Annotated in this window: 20 protein-coding genes; 12 read left to right on the top strand and 8 right to left on the bottom strand. The window is 71.8% G+C overall.

Going from position 1 to position 19,518, the window contains the following annotated elements; all coding sequences use genetic code 11:
* Together NFT33_RS08935 and NFT33_RS08930 are read left to right on the top strand one after the other, a co-directional pair.
* Nucleotides 1-723, top strand: coding sequence for an ABC transporter ATP-binding protein (locus NFT33_RS08935; protein ID WP_251674702.1), 723 nt, complete (start codon nucleotides 1-3; stop codon nucleotides 721-723).
* Complete coding sequence (locus tag NFT33_RS08930) at nucleotides 720-1,928, top strand: ABC transporter permease (RefSeq protein ID WP_251674700.1); 1,209 nt, start codon at nucleotides 720-722, stop codon at nucleotides 1,926-1,928. The genes NFT33_RS08935 and NFT33_RS08930 overlap by 4 nt, the downstream gene beginning before the upstream one ends.
* 182 nt (nucleotides 1,929-2,110) lie before the next feature.
* Here NFT33_RS08930 and NFT33_RS08925 read toward each other — a convergent pair whose 3' ends face one another.
* Entirely contained in the window at nucleotides 2,111-2,338 is a 228-nt protein-coding gene (locus NFT33_RS08925) for a hypothetical protein (RefSeq protein ID WP_251674699.1), read from the bottom strand.
* 60 nt (nucleotides 2,339-2,398) lie between these two features.
* Here NFT33_RS08925 and NFT33_RS08920 point away from each other — a divergent pair, with 60 nt between their 5' ends.
* Entirely contained in the window at nucleotides 2,399-2,713 is a 315-nt protein-coding gene (locus NFT33_RS08920; RefSeq protein ID WP_251674697.1) for a hypothetical protein, read from the top strand.
* A gap of 12 nt (nucleotides 2,714-2,725) precedes the next feature.
* Here NFT33_RS08920 and NFT33_RS08915 read toward each other — a convergent pair whose 3' ends face one another.
* Entirely contained in the window at nucleotides 2,726-4,363 is a 1,638-nt protein-coding gene (locus NFT33_RS08915) for a magnesium transporter CorA family protein (protein WP_309296134.1), read from the bottom strand.
* A gap of 42 nt (nucleotides 4,364-4,405) precedes the next feature.
* Here NFT33_RS08915 and NFT33_RS08910 point away from each other — a divergent pair, with 42 nt between their 5' ends.
* A complete protein-coding gene (locus tag NFT33_RS08910) occupies nucleotides 4,406-5,728 on the top strand; it encodes a glycosyltransferase (RefSeq protein ID WP_251674693.1) in 1,323 nt (440 codons plus the stop codon).
* A 22-nt stretch (nucleotides 5,729-5,750) separates the two neighbouring features.
* Here the strand turns inward: NFT33_RS08910 and NFT33_RS08905 are convergent, their stop codons facing one another.
* The gene (locus tag NFT33_RS08905; protein WP_251674691.1) at nucleotides 5,751-6,692 is read right to left on the bottom strand and encodes a LysR family transcriptional regulator; all 942 of its coding nucleotides are present in this window, start codon (nucleotides 6,690-6,692) and stop codon (nucleotides 5,751-5,753) included.
* An 81-nt stretch (nucleotides 6,693-6,773) separates the two neighbouring features.
* Between NFT33_RS08905 and NFT33_RS08900 the strand changes: the two genes are divergently transcribed.
* Nucleotides 6,774-7,190, top strand: a complete 417-nt coding sequence (locus NFT33_RS08900; RefSeq protein WP_251674689.1) for a tautomerase family protein — start codon at nucleotides 6,774-6,776, stop codon at nucleotides 7,188-7,190.
* 5 nt (nucleotides 7,191-7,195) lie between these two features.
* Here the strand turns inward: NFT33_RS08900 and NFT33_RS08895 are convergent, their stop codons facing one another.
* Nucleotides 7,196-8,266 (bottom strand): adenosine deaminase, encoded by a 1,071-nt coding sequence (locus NFT33_RS08895; protein ID WP_376744141.1) that lies wholly within the window; start codon nucleotides 8,264-8,266, stop codon nucleotides 7,196-7,198.
* Nucleotides 8,267-8,372: 106 nt separating this feature from the next.
* On the opposite strand from NFT33_RS08895, the gene NFT33_RS08890 reads away from it, so the two are divergent.
* Together NFT33_RS08890 and NFT33_RS08885 are read left to right on the top strand one after the other, a co-directional pair.
* Nucleotides 8,373-8,705 (top strand): c-type cytochrome, encoded by a 333-nt coding sequence (locus NFT33_RS08890; protein ID WP_251674688.1) that lies wholly within the window; start codon nucleotides 8,373-8,375, stop codon nucleotides 8,703-8,705.
* The gene (locus NFT33_RS08885; RefSeq protein ID WP_376744140.1) at nucleotides 8,705-9,982 is read left to right on the top strand and encodes an FCSD flavin-binding domain-containing protein; all 1,278 of its coding nucleotides are present in this window, start codon (nucleotides 8,705-8,707) and stop codon (nucleotides 9,980-9,982) included. The genes NFT33_RS08890 and NFT33_RS08885 overlap by 1 nt, the downstream gene beginning before the upstream one ends.
* A 4-nt stretch (nucleotides 9,983-9,986) precedes the next feature.
* On the opposite strand, the gene soxZ is transcribed toward NFT33_RS08885, so the two are convergent.
* Nucleotides 9,987-10,325, bottom strand: coding sequence for a thiosulfate oxidation carrier complex protein SoxZ (gene soxZ / locus NFT33_RS08880; protein WP_376744139.1), 339 nt, complete (start codon nucleotides 10,323-10,325; stop codon nucleotides 9,987-9,989).
* Nucleotides 10,318-10,785, bottom strand: a complete 468-nt coding sequence (gene soxY / locus NFT33_RS08875; protein ID WP_173805436.1) for a thiosulfate oxidation carrier protein SoxY — start codon at nucleotides 10,783-10,785, stop codon at nucleotides 10,318-10,320. The genes soxZ and soxY overlap by 8 nt, the downstream gene beginning before the upstream one ends.
* 110 nt (nucleotides 10,786-10,895) lie before the next feature.
* Here soxY and NFT33_RS08870 point away from each other — a divergent pair, with 110 nt between their 5' ends.
* The 4 genes from NFT33_RS08870 to NFT33_RS08855 all read left to right on the top strand — a co-directional run bounded on the left by NFT33_RS08870 (nucleotide 10,896) and on the right by NFT33_RS08855 (nucleotide 15,892).
* Entirely contained in the window at nucleotides 10,896-11,984 is a 1,089-nt protein-coding gene (locus NFT33_RS08870; protein ID WP_251674686.1) for an efflux RND transporter periplasmic adaptor subunit, read from the top strand.
* A 32-nt stretch (nucleotides 11,985-12,016) separates the two neighbouring features.
* Nucleotides 12,017-15,259: an efflux RND transporter permease subunit gene (locus tag NFT33_RS08865; protein ID WP_251674899.1), complete on the top strand. Its 3,243-nt coding sequence runs from the start codon at nucleotides 12,017-12,019 to the stop codon at nucleotides 15,257-15,259.
* Nucleotide 15,260: 1 nt separating this feature from the next.
* On the top strand, nucleotides 15,261-15,494 hold the full coding sequence (locus NFT33_RS08860) for a YgaP family membrane protein (protein WP_220786766.1): 234 nt from the start codon (nucleotides 15,261-15,263) through the stop codon (nucleotides 15,492-15,494).
* A gap of 107 nt (nucleotides 15,495-15,601) precedes the next feature.
* Nucleotides 15,602-15,892: a metal-sensing transcriptional repressor gene (locus tag NFT33_RS08855; RefSeq protein ID WP_149502397.1), complete on the top strand. Its 291-nt coding sequence runs from the start codon at nucleotides 15,602-15,604 to the stop codon at nucleotides 15,890-15,892.
* Here NFT33_RS08855 and NFT33_RS08850 read toward each other — a convergent pair.
* Complete coding sequence (locus tag NFT33_RS08850; RefSeq protein ID WP_220786765.1) at nucleotides 15,819-16,793, bottom strand: LysR family transcriptional regulator; 975 nt, start codon at nucleotides 16,791-16,793, stop codon at nucleotides 15,819-15,821. The two genes, NFT33_RS08855 and NFT33_RS08850, sit on opposite strands and share 74 nt — an antisense overlap.
* A 182-nt stretch (nucleotides 16,794-16,975) precedes the next feature.
* Here NFT33_RS08850 and NFT33_RS08845 point away from each other — a divergent pair, with 182 nt between their 5' ends.
* Nucleotides 16,976-17,407: a TerB family tellurite resistance protein gene (locus NFT33_RS08845; protein ID WP_220786764.1), complete on the top strand. Its 432-nt coding sequence runs from the start codon at nucleotides 16,976-16,978 to the stop codon at nucleotides 17,405-17,407.
* 13 nt (nucleotides 17,408-17,420) lie between these two features.
* On the opposite strand, the gene NFT33_RS08840 is transcribed toward NFT33_RS08845, so the two are convergent.
* On the bottom strand, nucleotides 17,421-19,319 hold the full coding sequence (locus NFT33_RS08840; RefSeq protein ID WP_251674685.1) for an ATP-binding cassette domain-containing protein: 1,899 nt from the start codon (nucleotides 19,317-19,319) through the stop codon (nucleotides 17,421-17,423).
* Nucleotides 19,320-19,518 lie beyond the last annotated feature (199 nt).

Here is a 19,518-nt window from a genome sequence, read left to right as displayed (position 1 = left end):
ATGAGCGCCGGCCCCTCGCCGCTGATCCGGCTGCGCGGCATCGAGAAAATCTACGGCCAGGGCCAGGCCGCCTTTCATGCGCTGCGCGGCATCGACCTCGATGTCGACGAGGGCGACTTCATCGCGGTCATGGGCCCGAGCGGCTCGGGCAAGTCGACGGTGATGAACATCCTGGGCTGCCTGGACGTGCCCAGCGCCGGCCAGTATCTGTTCCGCGGCGTGCATGTCGAGCGCTTCGACCGCGACCAGCGCGCGCGGCTGCGCCGGCAGTATCTCGGCTTCGTCTTCCAGGGCTTCAACCTGCTGGCGCGCACCTCGGCGCAGGAGAATGTCGAGCTGCCGCTGCTCTACCGCGGCGAGCCGGCCGCCGCGCGCCAGAAGGCCGCACGCGAGGCGCTGGCCGCGGTCGGCCTGACCGGCTGGGAGCACCACACGCCGGCCGAGCTCTCGGGCGGCCAGCAGCAGCGGGTGGCCATCGCGCGCGCCATCGTCAGCCAGCCCACCGTGCTGCTGGCCGACGAGCCCACCGGCAACCTCGACACCGCACGCAGCCGCGAGATCATGGAACTGCTCACCGGCCTGAACCGCGAGCGCGGCATCACCGTGCTGATGGTCACCCACGAGCCGGACATGGCCGAATACGCGCGGCGCATCATCCGCTTCGTCGATGGCCGCATGGACAGCGATGTCCGCCAGACCGCACGCGCCGAGGTGCCGCGATGATCGGCAACACCCTGCTGCTGGCGATCCGCGAGATCCGCCGCAACCTGCTGCGCTCCTTCCTGACCATCCTGGGCATCGTCATCGGCGTCAGCGCCGTCATCACCATGGTCACGCTGGGCCGCGGCGCCACGCAGGCGGTGCAGGCGCAGATCGCCAGCCTGGGCACCAACCTGCTGCAGATCCGCCCGGGCCAGCGCATGGGACCGGGCGGCGGCGGCTCGGGCGCGCCCGCCTTCCGCGAGGTCGACCTGGACGCGATCTCCACCCAGATCGCCGGCGTGGCCGCAGTGGCGCCGGAGGCCCGCAGCAGCGTGACGGTGGTGGCCGGCGCGCGCAACTGGTCCACCAGCGTGACCGGCACCACCAACGCCTGGCTGCGCACCGGCAACTGGACGCTCTCGGCAGGCCGCGCCTTCGAGGACACCGAGCTGCGCGCCGGCAGCGCGGTCTGCCTGATCGGCGCGACGCTGCAGCGCGAGCTGTTCGCCGGCACCGATCCGCTGGGCCAGACCCTGCGCATCAAGCAGTTCTCCTGCTCGGTCGTCGGCGTGCTGGCCGCCAAGGGCCAGGCGGCGATGGGCATGGACCAGGACGACACGGTGGTGGTGCCGCTGCGCACGCTGCAGCGCCGCGTCACCGGCAGCCTGAACATCGGCACGCTGCTGGTCTCGCTCGAGGACGGCGCCGACAGCCGCGCGGTGCAGTCCAGCCTGCGCCAGCTGCTGCGCGAGCGGCGCAAGCTGGGCGCGAGCGACGACGACAACTTCAACATTCTCGACACGCAGCAGCTCGCCGAGACGATGTCCGGCACCACGCAGCTGATGACCTCGCTGCTCGGCGCGGTCGCGGCGGTGAGCCTGCTGGTGGGCGGCATCGGCATCATGAACATCATGCTGGTCAGCGTGACCGAGCGCACCCGCGAGATCGGCGTGCGCCTGGCCATCGGCGCGCTGGAGCACGAGGTGCTGCTGCAGTTCCTGATCGAGGCGGTGGTGCTCTCGAGCTTCGGCGGCCTGGTGGGCATCGCGCTGGCGACCGCCTCCTCGATCGGACTGTCCTCGCTCCTGGCCATGCCCTACGCCTTCCAGCCCGGCATCAACGGCCTGGCCTTCGTGTTCTCGGCCGCGATCGGCGTGGTGTTCGGCTATGTGCCGGCACGGCGCGCGGCACGGCTTGATCCGATCGAGGCGCTGCGGCACGAATGATCCAGCCGGTGCATCCGCACCGATCCTGTTCTCGAGTATTCGCCGCAGGCCGGCGCCATGCACCGGGAAACCCGCTTCCCGGTGCATGACGCCTGATGGCAGTGCAGTTTCCGATTTTCCATCGCACCACAAGATGACATGCCGATGAAAATCGAATCGATACTGCACCGAAGCAGGGATATTCATCGTTCCCGATGCACCAGATAATCCACCACAAATAAGGGTTGACCCGAGGCACCCGGCCCGAATAGATTGTCGACACCTGATGCACCCGGTTTTCCGGAATCCGGTTTATCCGACTTTCCATCCGACTTTTCTGGTTCCTTCGTCTCTTCTGGCGACCTCTTTCCTGCTGTCCTTGCGGCCTTCTTTCCGCTCGTTCCCATGTCCGCCGCGATCGTGGTCACCATCGCAGCGGACCCCCTCGATGTCCGGAGACGATCATGCGCAAGACCGCACCATCGGCCGACATGCCGTCGGTCCCCGTGCCGCCGGCGCCGGCCCCGATGCCGGGCAGCGGCGTGCCGCGCGAGCTGCTGATGCGCCACCCGCGCACCGGCGAGGAGCGCATCGCGCCGGTGGGCTATGCCTGGTCGGTGCTGCTGGCCGGTCCGTTCGTGCTGGCCCGATCCCGCAGCCGGCGTGAGCGGGTGCGGGTCGTTCAGGGCCACCGTCTTCACGCGCTCGGGTCCATGGTCCTGCCGCCCGCCCCGCGCATCCGGCAGAGAAGCGCCACCGCCATGCCGCTCATCGGCACGGGGCCAGGCTCAAGTCGGCGCCCGTGACGCCGACGCGGTTCATCGCCCCCGTCCCCCGCCCGGCTCCGAGCGCAGCCCCAGCTTCTGCCCGACCGTCAGCCGCTCGTCCGACAGCACGTCGAGAAAGTCCGACAGGCTCTTGGAGCGCACGATCATGTAGCCGGTCAGCAGCAGCGAGGCCAGCAGCGTGAGCCCGAGAATCAGCAGGCGCTCGGACCAGGGGCGATCGGCCTCGTCGAGCAGGTTCATGCCGAGAAAGCCGGTCGACAGCGTGCCGATCAGGCCGGCGATCGTCACCACCGTCAGCCGCACCACGGTGTTGGCCTGGCGCCGCAGGCTGTCGGTGTCGAGGTAGGTGTTCATCTCGCTGACGCGCTCGCGCACTTCCGGGTGCAGCGTGTCGAGCCCGAGGTGATCGGCGCACAGCCGGTGCAGCGCGCGGGTCTGGGCCTGCTCGGACAGGTCGTGAAACCAGTAGCGATGGGTGAAGCGCAGGAAGGTCTCGAAGTTGCCGCGCACCGCCCGCTTGAAGCGCTTGACCGAGCTGGCGTCATGGATCTGCAGCGCATCGAGCGCCACCACCAGCCGGTCGGAGAACATCAGCAGCGCCGCCTTCTGGAAGTGCGCGATCAGGAACATCAGGAAATGCTGATGGCGGAACTGCGCCAGCACGCCGCGCTCGCGGTCGACGAAGAAGCGCGAGTCCGCGCGCCCGACCACCACCAGCGCATGACCGCAGCACAGGTAGCGGGTGAAGGGTGCCGCGCCGCCGGGGCGCCAGAAGCGGTCGTAGCAGTGGCGGGCCTCGAAGTCGGCGACATGGCGCTCGGCGAAGGGCAGCTCGGCCTCGCCGTCGCTGCCCTGCCCGGCCACCAGCCCGAGGCGGATGAAGTCGGCGCGGCCCAGCGCGGCCGGATCGTCCAGCGCCAGCCAGGCCATCACCGGCATGCGGTGGTACTCGATCTGGCGCACCCGCAGCAGCGGGCCTGTGCCGTCGTCGGGCTCCTCGTCCTGCTCCGGGCGCAGCGGCTGCAGCAGCCAGCGCCAGTGCGCCGCCAGCCGCGGCGCGCGGTGCAGGCCGACGAAGTCCAGGAAGGCCTGGCGGTCGGATGCGTCCGACGCGCACAGCGTCTGGTCTCCGGCGCCGAGCCACTCGACCTCGCTGGCGCAGTGCAGCGGCTGACCCTCGCCGTCCCAGCCCGGCGGGTAGGCGCGGCCGAAGCGGTAGAGCAGCTCCTGCGCCACCGGCAGCGGCAGCTCGTCGGCATGGACCTCGACATGCAGCACCACCACGTCGACATCGTGGAAGAAATAGAGATCGACATGCTCGACCGCCAGCCGCAGCGCCGGCCGGTCCGGCGCCAGGCGCAGGCGCACCGCCTGCACGTCGTCGCGGCGCAGCACCCGCATCGACGAGCCGCCGCCGGTGCGCGCGCTGCCGGCGCGCGGCCCGTCGCCGTAGAGAAAGCGCTGCACATGCGGCAGGAAGGTCACGAACTCCTGGTAGTGGCGCTCGCTCGACGGGCCGTGGCGCATCTCGGCGGCCTCGCGCCACGGGCTGCCCGGGCGCTCGAGCACCGCGGCCCAGGGCTGCAGGCGCAGCCGCTCGTCCTGGCGCGGCAGCAGCTGCAGCGGCCACAGCAGGCGCTGTCGGAAGTGTCGGATCATCACGCTCATGGCCGGCATTGGACCCGGACACGCCGCCCGAGCCCATGCGGGTTGTCCACATCGACCGACCGGCACCGCGACGAGGGCTTCTTTCAGTTCCGGAACATCGCGATACTGGCCGGCATCATGCGCATCCTCTTCGTCCACCAGAACTTTCCCGGCCAGTACGTCCACCTCGCCCCGGCGCTGGCCCAGGCCGGCCACGAGGTGCGCGCGCTGATGCTCGAGCCCACCGCGCGGCCGCTGCCCGGCGTGACCTGCACCCGCTACAGGGTGACGCGCAGCAGCACGCCGCAGATCCATCCGTGGGTGGCGGAATACGAGACCAAGGTGCTGCGCGGCGAGGGCTGCGCGCGCGCCGCGCTGGCGCTGCGCGAGCAGCACGGCTTCATGCCCGACCTGATCTGCGTGCATCCCGGCTGGGGCGAGGCGCTGTTCCTGCGCGACATCTGGCCCGAGGCGCGCCAGCTGCACTTCGTCGAATGGTTCTACGGCTGGGAGGGCCACGACGTGACCTTCGACCCGGAGTTCCCGCCGCGCGGCATCGAGGCGCGGCTGCGGCTGCGCGCGAAGAACACCCACCTGCTGCAGAGCCTGGTCGAGATGGACGCCGGCGTGTCGCCGACCGCCTGGCAGCGCTCGACAGTGCCGCCGGCCTTCCAGCACAAGATCCGCACGCTGCACGACGGCGTCGACACCGACCTGATCCGCCCCGACCCCGAGGCGGTCTTCGAGCACGGCCCGCTGCGGCTGCGCCACGGCGACGAGGTGCTGAGCTTCATCAACCGCAACTTCGAGCCCAACCGCGGCTATCACGTCTTCATGCGCGCGCTGCCGGCGCTGCTGCGCGAGCGCCCGCAGGCGCAGGTGGTGATGGTCGGCGGCAGCGGCGTGTCCTACGGCGCCCGGCCGCAGGACGGCCGCAGCTGGCAGGACACGCTGCGCGATGAGATCGCGCCGCAGCTCGACCAGGCGATGCGCGCACGCGTCCACTTCGTCGGCCGGCTGCCGCATCCGCAGCTGATGAAGCTCTACCAGGTGACCCGCGCCCATGTCTACCTGACCTACCCCTTCGTGCTGTCGTGGTCGATGCTGGAGGCGATGTCGGCCGGCGCGCTGGTGATCGGCTCGCGCACCGCGCCGGTCGAGGAGGTGATCGAGCACGGCCGCAACGGCCTGCTGGTCGACTTCTTCGACCGCGAGGGCCTGGTGCGCACGATGGCCGACGCGCTGGCCGCGCCGCCCGGCACGCATGACGCGATCCGCAGCACCGCGCGCGAGACGGTCGTGCGCCGCTACGACCTGCGCCGGGTCTGCCTGCCGGGCCAGGTGGCGCTGGTCGAGGAGATCGGGCGCGGCCCGCGGGTCGCCTGATCGCTCAGCAGGGCCGGCAGGATCAGCCGGCCTCGTGCATCGCCTCGGCCAGGAAGTCGACCACCGCCCGGATGCGCGGCAGCCGGTCGCGCTCGGGCAGCATCACCGCCCAGACCGGCGCCCAGCCCGGATCGCGGAACGGCGCCAGCACCTCGACCAGTTCGCCGCGCGCCAGCAGCGGCGCCACCAGCAGCGTGCTGTGCCAGCCCAGGCCGAGGCCCGCGCGCACCATCTCGAGCCCGAGCCAGGTGGTGTTGGCGCTGAAGCGGCCGCTCACCGGCCAGGGCCGGCGCTCGCCCTCGATCAGGAAGGTCCAGCGGTTCAGATGCCCGGCGTTCAGGTGCGTGACGAGCGGAAAGCGCGCCAGATCGACCGGCGTCTGCGGCGTGCCCAGCCGCGCCAGCAGCGCCGGCGCCGCGCAGACGATGCGCCGGAAGCGCCCGACCCGGCGCGCCACCAGCCCCTCATGGCGCAGATGGTTGGTGCGCAGCGCGACATCGAAGCCTTCGGCCGCCAGATCGACGATGCGGTCGTCGGCATGCAGCTCGATGCGCAGGTCGGGATGGCGCGCCGCCAGCGCCGGCAGGGCCGGCACGACGAAGCACTGCGCCAGCGCCGGGCTGACCGCCAGCCGCACGACGCCGCTGGCACACTCGCGCCGCGCCGACAGCTCGTCGGCCAGATCGCCCAGCGCGGCCAGCACCTGGCGGGCGTGCTGCAGCAGCGTGCCGCCCTCCGGCGTCAGGCTCAGGCCATGGGTCGAGCGGCGCAGCAGCCGCACGCGGTAGATCGCCTCCAGCCGGTCGACCGCGCGAGACACCTGCGAGGCCACGCCGTCGCGCTCGCGCGCCACCGCCGAGAACGAGCCCAGCTCGGCCACGCGCACGAACAGCGCCAGATCGGCCGGCGCGGCATGGCCGGGCGCCTCGGGCGCCAGGGCATCAGGACGGGTTTTGCTCGGCATGCAAAGGCGCTGGGCACGGATGAGGCTGTCCCCGGACAGGCATGGAACCTAGTCTAGCGCCATGTTCAACGGGAGAATTTCATGCCCCTGCTGACCCTGAGCACCTGGCCGGCGCTGACGCAGCCCGAGCAGCGCCACGCCATCGCCCGCGAGCTGACCGGCCACACCGAGCGGCTGCTCGGCAAGAAGCGCGCACTGACCGCGGTCGCGGTGCTGGCCGAGCCGATCGGCTGGACGATCGGCGGCGAGCCGGTCGAGCCGCCCGGCTCCGCAGCCGAGGCCGGCCCGGCGCGCGCCACCTTCGCGCTGGAGATCCGCATCACCGCGGGCACCAGCACCGCACAGCAGAAGGCCGACTGGATCGCCGCAGCCTGGGACACATTGCGCCGCGCGCTGCCGGATGCGCTGGTCGAGGCCAGCTATGTCAGCGTGCTCGAGCTGCCGGCCGACGACTGGGGCTGGGGCGGCCGCACGCAGGCGGCGCGGCAGTCCCGCTGAGGGCCTCAGCCCGCAGCGAACACCGCGTCGAGGCGGTGCTGCCACGCGCGCTTCTGGTCGGCGTCGACGAAGCTGGCCTCGAAGCTGTTGAGCGCGAGCTGGTAGGCGTGGCGGGCGGTGAGCTGCGGCTGCGCATTGAAGAGCTCGACGAAGTTCTGGTTCATGTAGCCGCCGAAGTAGGCCGGATCGTCGGAGTTGACCATCGCGCACAGGCCGGCGTCGAGCAGCGCGCCGATGTTGTGCTGCGTCAGGTCGTCGAAGACGCACAGCTTGACGTTCGAGAGCGGACACACCGTCAGGGGCGTGCGCACGGCCGCCAGCCGCGCCACCAGCGCCGGGTCTTCGAGGCTGCGCACGCCGTGGTCGATGCGCTCGCTCTGCAGCAGGTCCAGCGCCTCGACGATGTAGGCCGGCGGGCCTTCCTCGCCGGCGTGGGCCACGATGTGCAGGCCCAGCTCGCGGCAGCGCGCGAAGACGCGCTCGAACTTGCTCGGCGGATGGCCCACCTCGCTGCTGTCCAGGCCGACGCCGATGAAGTGGTGCCGCCACGGCAGCGCCTCCTCCAGCGTCGCGAAGGCCTCCTCCTCGCTCAGGTGGCGCAGGAAGCACAGGATCAGCTTCGCGCTCACGCCCAGCTCGGCATGGGCGCGGTGCACCGCGTGGTTCAGGCCCTTGATGACCGTCTCGAAGGGCACGCCGCGCGCGGTGTGGGTCTGCGGGTCGAAGAAGATCTCGGCGTGCACGACATTGTCGGCGGCGGCCTTCTCGAGGTAGGCCCAGGCCATGTCGAAGAAGTCCTCCTCCTTCAGCAGCACGCTGGCGCCGGCGTAGTAGATGTCGAGAAAGCTCTGCAGGTCGGTGAAGGCGTAGGCGGCGCGCAGCGCCTCGACATCCGCATAGGGCAGCGTCACGCCGTTGCGCTGCGCGAGCCGGAAGATCAGCTCGGGCTCCAGCGAGCCCTCGATGTGGATGTGCAGCTCCGCCTTGGGCATCAGGCGCAGCAGCGCGGGCAGCCGCTCCGGCGCGATCGCGTCGAGGCGGGCGGGCGTCATTCCGGCAAGCAGGGCGGCGGTCATGATGAATGGAACTCCAGGGGTCTGAGGGAAGACCCCATTATCCGCAGCCGCGCCGGCGGCGGCACCATGGGCACCCGAGTGTGAATCGCTCACGGAAGAAGCCACGATGCCCCCGCCCTCCCGCCTGCTCGCGCCCGCGCTGCTGGGCCTGATGCTGATGCCGCCGGCCGGCGCCGCCGAAGCCGGCCCCCGCGCCGAGGCGCTGCACCTGCGCGCGCTGGCCGCCGGCTGCGCGCAGTGCCACGGCACCGACGGGCGCGCGGTCGAGGGCGGCGGCATGGCGGCGCTGGCCGGCCGCGACGCGGGCGAGCTGCGCGCGCTGCTGCGGGCCTTCCGTGCGGGCGAGCGGCCCGCCACCGTGATGCACCAGATCTCCCGCGGCTACAGCCCCGAGCAGCTCGACGCGCTGGCGCAGCATTTCGCCCGCCAGAGTCCGTGATGCGCCGCCGCCGCTGTCTCCAGGCCCTGATGGCCGCCGGCGTGACCGGCCTGAACGGCTGCGCCGCGCCGCACGGCTCGGCGCTGGCACGGGCGCGCGTGCTGGTCGTCGGCGGCGGCTATGCCGGCGCGACCGCGGCCCGGTACCTGCGGCTGCTGTCGGACCTGGCCGTCGACGTGACGCTGGTCGAGCCGAATCCGCATCTGGTGTCCTGCCCGGTGTCGAACCTGGTGATCGGCGGCCTGCGCACACTCGACGACATCACGCTGTCCTATGAGCGGCTGAGCTCGCGCCACGGCGTGCGGCGGGTGCAGGACCGTGTCGTGGCGATCGACCCGCAGCGCCGGACAGCGACGCTGGCCGGCGGCGAGCGGCTCGGCTACGACCGGCTGGTGCTGGCGCCGGGCGTCGATTTCCTGTGGGACCGCATCGAGGGCCTGAAGGCCGCGCATGACGAGGGCCGCGTGCTGCACGCCTGGAAGGCCGGCCCGGAGACACTGGCGCTGGCGCGGCAGATCGAGGCGATGCCCGACGGCGGCACCTGCGTCATCGCCATTCCCGAGGCGCCCTACCGCTGCCCGCCCGGGCCCTACGAGCGCGCCTGCCTGATCGCCGCCCGGCTGCGCCGCACCCACCCGCGCGCGAAGGTGCTGGTGCTCGACGCCAATCCGGACATCACCTCCAAGGCGGCGCTGTTCCGCCAGGCCTGGAAGGATCTGCACCCGGGCATGATCGAGTACCGGCCTCAGCACCGCGTCACCGGCGTCGACGCCCGCACGATGACGCTGCGCTTCGAGGTCCAGGAGGACCTGCGCGCCGACGTCATCAACCTGCTGCCGGACATGCGTGCCGGCGACCTGGCCGTGCACGCCGGCCTGGCCACCGCCAACGGGCGCTGGTGTCCGGTGGACTTCCGCGACTTCCGCTCGGTGCACGCGCCCGGCCTGCATGTGCTCGGCGACGCGCTGCAGATCGCGCCGGGCATGCCCAAGTCCGGCCACATGGCCAACGCGCAGGCCAAGGTCGCCGCCGCGGCCATCGTCGCGGAGCTGCTCGATCTCGAGGCCGATGCCCGGCCGATGCTGAACAACGTCTGCTACAGCCTGGTCGACACGGACCAGGCCATCCATGTCGCCAGCGTGCACGCCTGGCAGCCGGAGCAGCGCAGCTTCGTGCCGGTGCCCGGCGCCGGCGGCCTGTCGGCGCAGCGCTCCTCGCTCGAGGCCCGGCACGCCGAGGCCTGGGCGCGCAACATCTGGGCCGACATGCTGGGCTGAGGCCTCAGCCGATCAGCGTCTCGTCGCTGCGCTGCTCGCCGCGGCTGTCGGTCCAGGTGACGCTCAGCCGGCTGCCGGCCGGCGCGGCCGCCGCGCGCAGCACGAACTGCAGATAGGGATGGCGCGACACCGACGGCCCCCAGTGCGCCTGCAGCACCACCCGGCCGTCGAGCCGGGCGACGACCTCGCGGATGTGCCAGGCCGGCACCCGGCGGCCGGCCTCGTCGTGGCGTCGGCCATTCTCCATCTCGTGGCTCATCAGCACCCGCACGACGACGCGCTCGCCCTGGCGCAGCGCGCGGATGCGCATCGGCTGCGGCGAGGTCGGCAGCGGCTCAGCCACCGCAGCCTCCGAGCGTGACCTCGACCGTCTTGCGGGCGTACAGCACCCGGCCGTCGTGCATCAGCGCGACCGCCCAGACCGGCGAGGACTCGGCCATGCGGGTGCGGATGACCACATCGGGCTCCAGCGCCGGATCGACCTCGAACAGCGCGCACAGCGCCGCCGGATTGCGCTCGACCAGCAGCAGCAGCCGGTGCACGCCCTCGAGCCGAGTCGCGCAGCCCAGCGACACCGCCGCGCCGTTTTCGGCGATGTCGGGCGCGTTCAGACGGATGTCGGCGCTCTCGACCGGTGCGGCCAGGCCGAGCGCGGCCAGCGCGGCGTCGATGCCGATGGCGGCGAAGGCGGCCTCGTTCCAGGCGGCCTGCGCCGGCGCAGGCAGCAGCCCGAGACCGGCCAGCAGGCCGGCGACGGCCGCGCTGCGACCGAGCAGCTCGCGACGGACAGGACAGGTGGACATGCCCGCATGCTAGCTGCGCGCAGCGTCCCGCGGAAAGCCCTTTTCTTCGGACCGATTGATACCCTTATGGGTATTTTGCTACCATGCGTTCCATCATGGAGATCGCCGAGATGAGCACCCCTGCCGCCCCCGACCGTCGAGCCGTCCTGCCCTGGCTGGCCGGCGCGCTGCTGCTGGCCGCCACCTGGCCGGGCGCCCGGGCCCAGTCCGCCGCCGCGTCCGGCCTGACGGTGCCGACGCTGACGGTGCAGGCCAGCCACGACGCCGCCAGCCTCTCGCTCGACGGCACGCTCGAGCCGCAGCGCCAGGCGGTGCTCGCCGCGCAGGCCGCCGGCAGCGTGCGGGAGCTGACGGTGCGCGCCGGCGACCGGGTGCGCGCCGGACAGGTGATCGCGCGCATCGACGCACGCAGCGCCGAGGCCGGCGTCGCGCAGAGCGAGGCCGGCGTGGTGCAGGCCGACGCGAACCTGCGCAACGCCCGCACCCAGCTCGAGCGCACCCGCGAGCTGCGCGCGCAGGGCTACATCAGCCAGGCCGCGCTCGATGCGGCCGAGAACCAGTTCCGTGCCGCCGAGGCCGGGCTGGCGCAGGCACGCGCCGGACGCCGCCAGGCCGCGCTCGGCCAGGACTTCACCAGCATCGCTGCGCCCTTCGACGGCGTGGTGCTGGCCACCCACATCGACGCCGGCGACCTGGCCGCACCGGGCCGGCCTGTGCTTACCCTCTACGCGCCGGGCGCGCTGCGCGCCACCGTGCAGGTGCCGGCCTCGCAGGCGGCCCAGGCGCGTACGGCACGCCAGGTCGAGATCGAGCTGCCCGACGGCCGGCGCATCGCGCCGGTGCGTCGCACCGAGCTGCCTGGTGCCGATCCGGTCGCGCAGACCGTCGAGTGGCGGCTGGACCTGGCGCCCGGCGACGCCACCGACCTGCGCCCCGGCCGCACGGTGCGGGTGCACTTCACCGGCGCCGCGCTCGCGCCGACGGGCGCGCGCAGCGTGCCGACGGTGCCGGCGGCGGCGCTGCTGCGCCGCGGCGAGCTGACCGCCGTCTATGTCGTGCGCGAGAACGGCTTCGTGCTGCGCCAGGTGCGCGCCGGCACCAGCCACGGCGGCAGCACCGAGGTGCTCGCCGGACTGAAGACCGGCGAGCGCATTGCCGCCGACGCGGTGCGCGCCGGCCTGGCGGGAGCCCGTCCGTGAGCGGCCCGGGCGAGCGCGGCATCGCCGGCCGCATGGCGGCCCTCTTCCAGGCCAACGCGATCACGCCGCTGCTGGCGATCGTCGCGCTGCTGCTCGGCCTGTTCGCGGTGCTGGTGACACCGCGCGAGGAGGAGCCGCAGATCAATGTCACGATGGCCAATGTGCTGATCCCCTTCCCCGGGGCCAGCAGCGCCGACGTGCAGAACATGGTCGCGCGGCCGGCCGAGCAGGTGCTCTCGCAGATCGCCGGCATCGAGCACACCTACTCGGTCAGCCGTCCTGGCGTGGCGGTGCTGACGGTGCAGTTCCAGGTCGGCGTGCCGCGCACCGAGGCGCTGGTGCGCCTGTACGACGTGCTCAACGCCAACCAGGACTGGCTGCCGTCCGGCCTCGGCACGCTGGCGCCGATCGTGCGCCCCAAGGGCATCGACGACGTGCCGGTGCTCGGCGTGACGCTGTGGAGCCGCGACGAGGCCTCGGCGCTGGAGGTCGAGCGCGTCGCGCGCTCGATCGAGGTCGAGCTCAAGCGCGTGCCCGGCAGCCGCGAGGTGAAGACGATCGGCGGCCCGGGCCGTGTCGTGCAGGTCGGCCTCGACCCGAGCCGGCTGCGCGAGCGCGGCGTCGACCTGCTGCGGCTGCAGCAGACCCTGAAGGCCGCCAGCCTGGCGATGCCGGCCGGCACGGTGGTCGACCGCGAGGCGAGCCGCGCCCCGGACGGCGGCGCGCAGATGCTGTCGGTCGAGACCGGCGAATTCCTGCGCTCGGCCGACGAGGTCGGCGACCTGGTCGTCGGCGTGCATGCCGGCCGCCCGGTCTACCTGCGCGAGGTCGCGACGATCGAGGACGGCGCCGCGCAGCCGCGGCGCCATGTCTGGTTCACGCCGGCCGGCGCCGCCTCGGACGCCGGCAGCGTGCATCCGGCCGTGACGATCACCGTGACGAAGAAGCCCGGCCAGAACGCGGTCGACGTCGCGCAGGCCGCGCGCGCCCGCCTCGACGAGCTGCGCGGCACCGTGGTTCCGGCCGGCATCGAGATGACGGTCACCCGCGACTACGGCCGGACCGCCGCCGAGAAGGCCGACAAGCTGATCCAGAAGCTCGCGTTCGCGACCGGCTCGGTGATCCTGCTGGTCGGCTTCGCGCTCGGACGGCGCGAGGCGGTGATCGTCGGCGCGGCGGTGATCCTGACGCTGACGGCGACGCTGTTCGCGTCGTGGGCCTGGGGCTTCACGCTGAACCGGGTGTCGCTGTTCGCGCTGATCTTCTCGATCGGCATCCTGGTCGACGACGCGATCGTGGTGGTCGAGAACATCCACCGCCACCAGCAGCTCGAGCCGCACAGGCCGCTGCTGGAGATCATTCCGGCTGCGGTCGACGAGGTCGGCGGACCGACCATCCTGGCGACCTTCACGGTGATCGCGGCGCTGCTGCCGATGGCCTTCGTCTCCGGGCTGATGGGGCCGTACATGGGCCCGATCCCGATCAACTCGAGCCTCGGCATGGCGATCTCGCTGGCGATCGCGTTCTCGGTGACGCCGTGGCTGGCCGCCCGGCTGATGAAGTCGCACGCCCAGGGCCACGGCAGCGACGGCCACGCCGCGCCGACCGGGATGGCAGCGAAGCTGCCGGCGCTCTTCACGCGCATCCTGTCGCCCTTCCTGGAGAGCGCCGCGAAGCGCTGGCTGCTGCTGGCGGGCATTCTCGGCGCGCTGTTCCTGAGCGTCGGGCTGGCGGTGGTGCAGCTGGTCGTGCTGAAGATGCTGCCCTTCGACAACAAGTCGGAATACCAGGTCATCGTCGAGATGCCGGCCGGCAGCGCGCTGGAGGACACCGCGGCGACGCTGCACGACCTCGGCGCGTATCTGGCGAAGCAGCCCGAGGTGCAGAACCTGCAGGGCTACGCCGGCACCGCCAGCCCGATCACCTTCAACGGCCTGGTGCGGCAGTACGACCTGCGCGCCGACGCCGAGCAGGGCGACCTGCAGGTCAATCTGGTCGACAAGCAGCACCGCAGCGACAAGAGCCACGCCATCGCGCAGCGCCACCGCCCGGCCCTGGAGCGCATCGCCGCCGCGCACGGCGCGCGCATCCAGGTGGTCGAGGTGCCGCCGGGCCCGCCGGTGATGAGCCCGCTGGTCGCCGAGGTCTACGGCCCCGACGAGGCCGGCCGCCAGCAGCTCGCCGCGCGCATCGCCGCGGCCTTCCGTGCCACGCCCGACATCGTCGGCGTCGAGACCTCGCTGAAGGAGGACGCGCCGCGCGCCTTCCTTCGCGTGCAGCGCCAGCGTGCCGAGTCGCTCGGCATCCCGGTGGCCGCGGTGGCGCAGACGGTGCACGGCGCGCTCTCGGGCCTGGACGCCGCCTGGCTGCACGACGGCCAGAGCAAGTACCCGGTGCCGGTGCGGCTGCAGCTGCCGCGCGAGGCGCAGGTCGGGCTCGACGCGCTGCTGGCCCTGCCGCTGCGCGCCGCCAACGGCCAGCTCGTGCCGCTGTCGGAGCTGGTGCGCGTGGAAAAGGGCGTGATCGACAAGCCGCTGTTCACCAAGGATCTGCACGGCGTGAGCTACGTCTTCGGCGACATGGCCGGCCAGCTCGACTCGCCGCTGTACGGCCTGTTCGCGATCCGCTCGAAGCTGGGGGACGCCGCGCTGCCCGGCACCGGCGAGATCGCCGAGTTCTGGATCCGCCAGCCCGGCGACCCCTACCGCCAGTACGCGATCAAGTGGGACGGCGAGTGGCAGATCACCTTCGAGACCTTCCGCGACATGGGCGCGGCCTATGGCGTCGGCCTGATCCTGATCTACCTGCTGGTGGTCGCCCAGTTCCGCAACTACCTGACGCCGCTGATCATCATGGCGCCGATCCCGCTGACCGTCATCGGCGTGATGCCGGGCCACGCGCTGCTGGGCGCGCAGTTCACCGCCACCTCGATGATCGGGATGATCGCGCTGGCCGGCATCATCGTGCGCAACTCCATCCTGCTGGTGGACTTCATCGAGCTGCAGGTCGCGCAGGGCATGGCGTTCAAGGAAGCGGTGATGCAGTCCGCCGCCGTGCGCGCGCAGCCCATCGTGCTGACGGGGCTGGCGGCCACGATCGGCGCCTTCTTCATCCTCGACGACCCGATCTTCAACGGTCTGGCCATCGCGCTGATCTTCGGCATCCTGGTCTCGACGCTGCTGACGCTGGTCGTGATCCCGGTGCTGTACTACGCCGTCTACCGGCGGCACCACCCCGACTTCCTCCCTGCACCCACCGTTCCCCAAGGAGCCTGATATGACCGTCGACCGCCTGATCCGCATCTTCGCGGGCAGCTTCATCCTGATCTCGCTGGCGCTCGGCGTCGAGGGCAGCCCGCTGTTCGTCAGCCACTGGGCGCTGGCCTTCACCGCCTTCGTCGGCGCCAACCTGCTGCAGTTCGGCTTCACGAACTTCTGCCCGCTCGGGCTGATCCTGCGCAAGCTCGGCGTGCGCGATGACACGGGCAGCGGCGGTAGCTGCTGCCGCTGAGCGGTGGAACCGTTTCACGGGCCGCGAAGGAATCCACCACGATCTGTCACGGAGCAGGGACAATGCGCATCCCGAAACCCCCGGTCAATCCCTTCCAGGCTTGCAACATGGCCCAGCTCCAGGACGAATCCAGCCGCACCGACATCCTCAACCGGCTCAAGCGCGCAGAGGGCCAGCTGCGCGGCATCCAGCGCATGCTCGAGGCCGGCGAGCCCTGCCTCGACATCGCCAGCCAGATGGCCGCGGTGCGCAAGGCCCTCGACAGCGCCTATGTGCGCATGACGGTGTGCTTCATGCAGCAGGAAATGCGCGCCCAGCTCCACCTCAGCGAGGAGGACGCACCGAAGCTCGAGGCGATGCTCGGCGACGTGCAGACCCTGCTCGGCAAGGTGCGCTGAGCACCGGCCCGGCCTCGACCGGGCCCGAGGCCATCAGCCGCGCCACCAGCGGGTGCGGCACGCTGCGCTCGGCGCAGACCGCATGGAAAGGCTCGTCGACCCCGGCGCAGCCGCCGATGCGGCACACGCCATAGCGCGCCAGCAGATCCTCCTCGACCCACTCGGCCGCAGGAAACACGCCCAGGCCGCGGGCGCCGAAGGTCTTGAGCAGCGCGCTGTCCTCGAACTCGCCCGCGATCCGCGGGCGCACGCCCTCGCGCTCGAACCAGGGATCGAGCTGCTGGCGCATCGTCGCCGGCGGCAGCGGCAGCAGCACAGGCACCCGCGCCAGCGAGCGCGGGAAGTCGGCCTGCGCCGCCTCGAGCAGCGCAGGCGGCGCATACCAGGCCACCGGCGAGACGCCCAGCAGCCAGGTGCGCAGCCGCAGCCCCGGATGCGGCGCCGGCGCCCGGTCGACCAGCGCCAGGTCGAGCCGGTGCAGCGCCAGATCGGCCAGCAGATCCTCGACCGGCTGCTCGACCACCTTCAGGCGCAGATCCGGCTCGTCGAGCACCGGCTGCAGCAGCCGCCAGGTCACCAGCTTGGGCACGCCGCCGCCGACCCCCACCTGCAGCCGCCGCACCGGCTGGGTCGCGGCTCCGCGCACCCGCTCGGGCAGCTGCTCGCCGAGCTGGAAGATCAGGTCGGCCTGATGCATGGCGGCCTCGCCGGCCTCGGTCAGCGCGACGCCGCGCCCGGCCGGACGCAGCAGCGCATGGCCGAGCTCGCGCTCGAGTTCGCGCACCTGGGCGCTGACGGTCTGCACCGCCATGCCCAGCCGGGCCGCCGCCCGCGAAATGCCGCCCTCTCGGGCGACGACCCAGAAGTAGTAGAGATGCCGGTAGCTGAAGTCGAGGCTCATCGTCCGTCACGGATCCGGAAGGCCCCTCGGAAGTTCCCGCCAGCCAGACGCCATCACTCAGCCACAGACTGAACATCATTCAGTTTCATGCTGGTTTTACAGGAATGTCGATCGCCCTACGCTGAGTGACATCCCCCCGGAATCGCTCCGGCCTCACGACGGACCCCGACAGAAAGACCCCCATGCGCAGCTATCCCGCCAACAGCCCCGAGGCCGCCGCACGCATCGTCGCCCTGGCCCTGGTCGCCGACGGTCATGTCAGCCTGATCGAGATCGACACGCTGCAGCGCCAGGACATCGCCTGCCGTCTGGGCCTGAGCGCCGAAGCCTTCCGCGAGGTGCTGCACGGACTGTGCGAAGACCTGCTGGTGCAGTGCCCGATGGTCTGGAACGACACCGCCCGCATCGATCCGCGCCTGATCGGCGACCTGCTCGACGAGGTCGACGATCCCGGGCTGTGCACCGAGCTGATCCATCTGTGCCGCACGGTGGTCGAGGCCGACGCCCATGTCGCCGACGGCGAGGCGCTGATGCTGTCGACCGCCTTCGTGCACTGGCACCGCCGGCTGTCGTCGCCGACCGGTGCCAGCCGCCCGAGCACGCGGGCGGCCTGAGCGAGCGGATCGCTCAGCGGCTGCCGAGATCTTCCCAGCGCTCGAGCAGCGCCAGCAGCGCCTCGTCGATCGCGGCGAAGCGGGCGTGCGTCTCGGCGATCTTCTCGGGCGAGCGGGTGTAGAGCTCGGAGCCGTTGAGCAGTTCGCCCAGCGCCTTCTGCTCGTCCTCGAGCGCGGCGATGCGCACAGGCAGCTCGTCGAGCTCGCGCTGCTCCTTGTAGCTGAGCTTGCGCTTCGGGGCGACGGCCGGAGCCGGCGCGGCGGCTGCGCTCACCGGCGCGGCCGCGGGGGCCGGCGCCTCGGCCTTCGGCGCTGCCTTGGCGGCCTTGGCCGCCAGCGCGGCGGCGCGCTGCGACTGCGCCAGCCAGTCCTCGACGCTGCCCTCGTACTCGCGCCAGCGGCCGTCGCCCTCGCTGACGATGGTGCTGGTCACCACCGCGTCGAGGAAGCGCCGGTCGTGGCTGACCACGAAGACGGTGCCGGCATAGTCCTGCAGCAGCTCTTCGAGCAGCTCCAGCGTCTCGATGTCGAGGTCGTTGGTCGGTTCGTCGAGCACCAGCACATTGGCCGGCTTGGCGAACAGACGCGCCAGCAGCAGGCGGTTGCGCTCGCCCCCCGACAGCGTGCGCACCGGCGAGTTGGCGCGCGCCGGCGAGAACAGGAAGTCGCCCAGATAGCCCATGACATGCTTGCGCGTGCTGCCGATCTCGACCCACTCGCTGCCCGGGCTGATGGTGTCGGCCAGCGTGGCGTCGAGGTCGAGCGCGTCGCGCATCTGGTCGAAGTAGGCCACCTGCAGCTGCGTGCCCTGGCGCACCGTGCCGGCGTCCGGCGCGATCTCGCCCAGGATGAGCTTGAGCAGCGTGGTCTTGCCGGCGCCGTTCGGGCCGATCAGGCCGACCTTGTCGCCGCGCAGGATGGTGGCGGTGAAGTCGCGCACGATGGCGCGGGTGCCGTAGGACTTGGCCACGCCCTCGAGTTCGGCCACGATCTTGCCGCTGCGGCTGCCGGTGTCGAGCTCCAGGCGCACCTTGCCGACGACGTCGCGGCGCGCGGCGCGCTGCTCGCGCAGCGCCACCAGGCGGTTGATGCGGCTGACGCTGCGGGTGCGACGCGCCTCCACGCCCTTGCGGATCCAGACCTCCTCCTGCGCCAGCAGCTTGTCGAAGCGCGCATTGGCCAGCGCCTCGTCCTCGAGCTCGCGCGCCTTGGTCGCCTCGTAGGCGCTGAAGCTGCCGGGGTAGCTGCGCAGCTGGCCGCGGTCCAGTTCGAGGATGCGGGTCGAGACCGCGTCGAGGAAGGCGCGGTCGTGCGTGATCAGGATGACCGCGCCGGCGAAGCCCGCCAGCAGATCCTGCAGCCAGACGATCGCCTCCAGGTCGAGGTGGTTGGTCGGCTCGTCGAGCAGCAGCACATCGGGCGCGGCCGCCAGCGCCTGCGCCAGCGCCACGCGCTTCTTCAGCCCGCCGGAAAGCTCGTCGACCACCCGGTCGGCCGGCAGCTGCAGGCGCTCGAGCGTCTCGGTGACACGCTGCTCCCAGGTCCAGCCGTCCAGCGCCTCGATGCGGCTCTGCAGCGCATCCAGATCCTCGCCGGGCGCATGCGCCTCGTAGCGCTCGCGCAGCGCCTTGGCCTCGGCCACGCCGACGCTGACCGCCTCGAACACCGTCGCGCCCGGCGCGAACTGCGGCTCCTGCGCGACGTAATGGCGCCGCAGGCCCTGCTGGAGCTGCAGCAGCCCGTCGTCCGGGCGCTCCAGCCCGGCAAGGATCTTCAGCAGCGAGGACTTGCCGGTGCCGTTGCGGCCGATCAGGCCGAGGCGCTCGCCCGGCTCGAGCGACATCGCCGCGTGGTCGAGCAGCGCGACATGCCCGTAGGCGAGACAGGCGTCCTGGAGGGTGAGAAGGGCCATGGCAGGGTTCGGGAGGGTAATCGGACATTATCCCCGGCCGCGCCGGATCCGCCGATCCCGGCCCCTGCCAGGCGCCGGTTGTTACCGCACTGTCGCAGTGCATCGGTACACTGATCCACCCTCCGCCAGAAATCGTGACGCCGTTCACGATTCATCCGCCATCGAGCGGCCGGACCTTCTCTCTGCAGCCTCGGCCCAT

This window comes from Sphaerotilus sp. FB-3 (assembly GCF_023706025.1).
Classification (GTDB): domain Bacteria; phylum Pseudomonadota; class Gammaproteobacteria; order Burkholderiales; family Burkholderiaceae_C; genus Sphaerotilus; species Sphaerotilus sulfidivorans.
The sequence above is the reverse complement of the archived record's forward strand: the minus strand, read 5'-3'. Positions and strand labels throughout refer to the sequence as shown.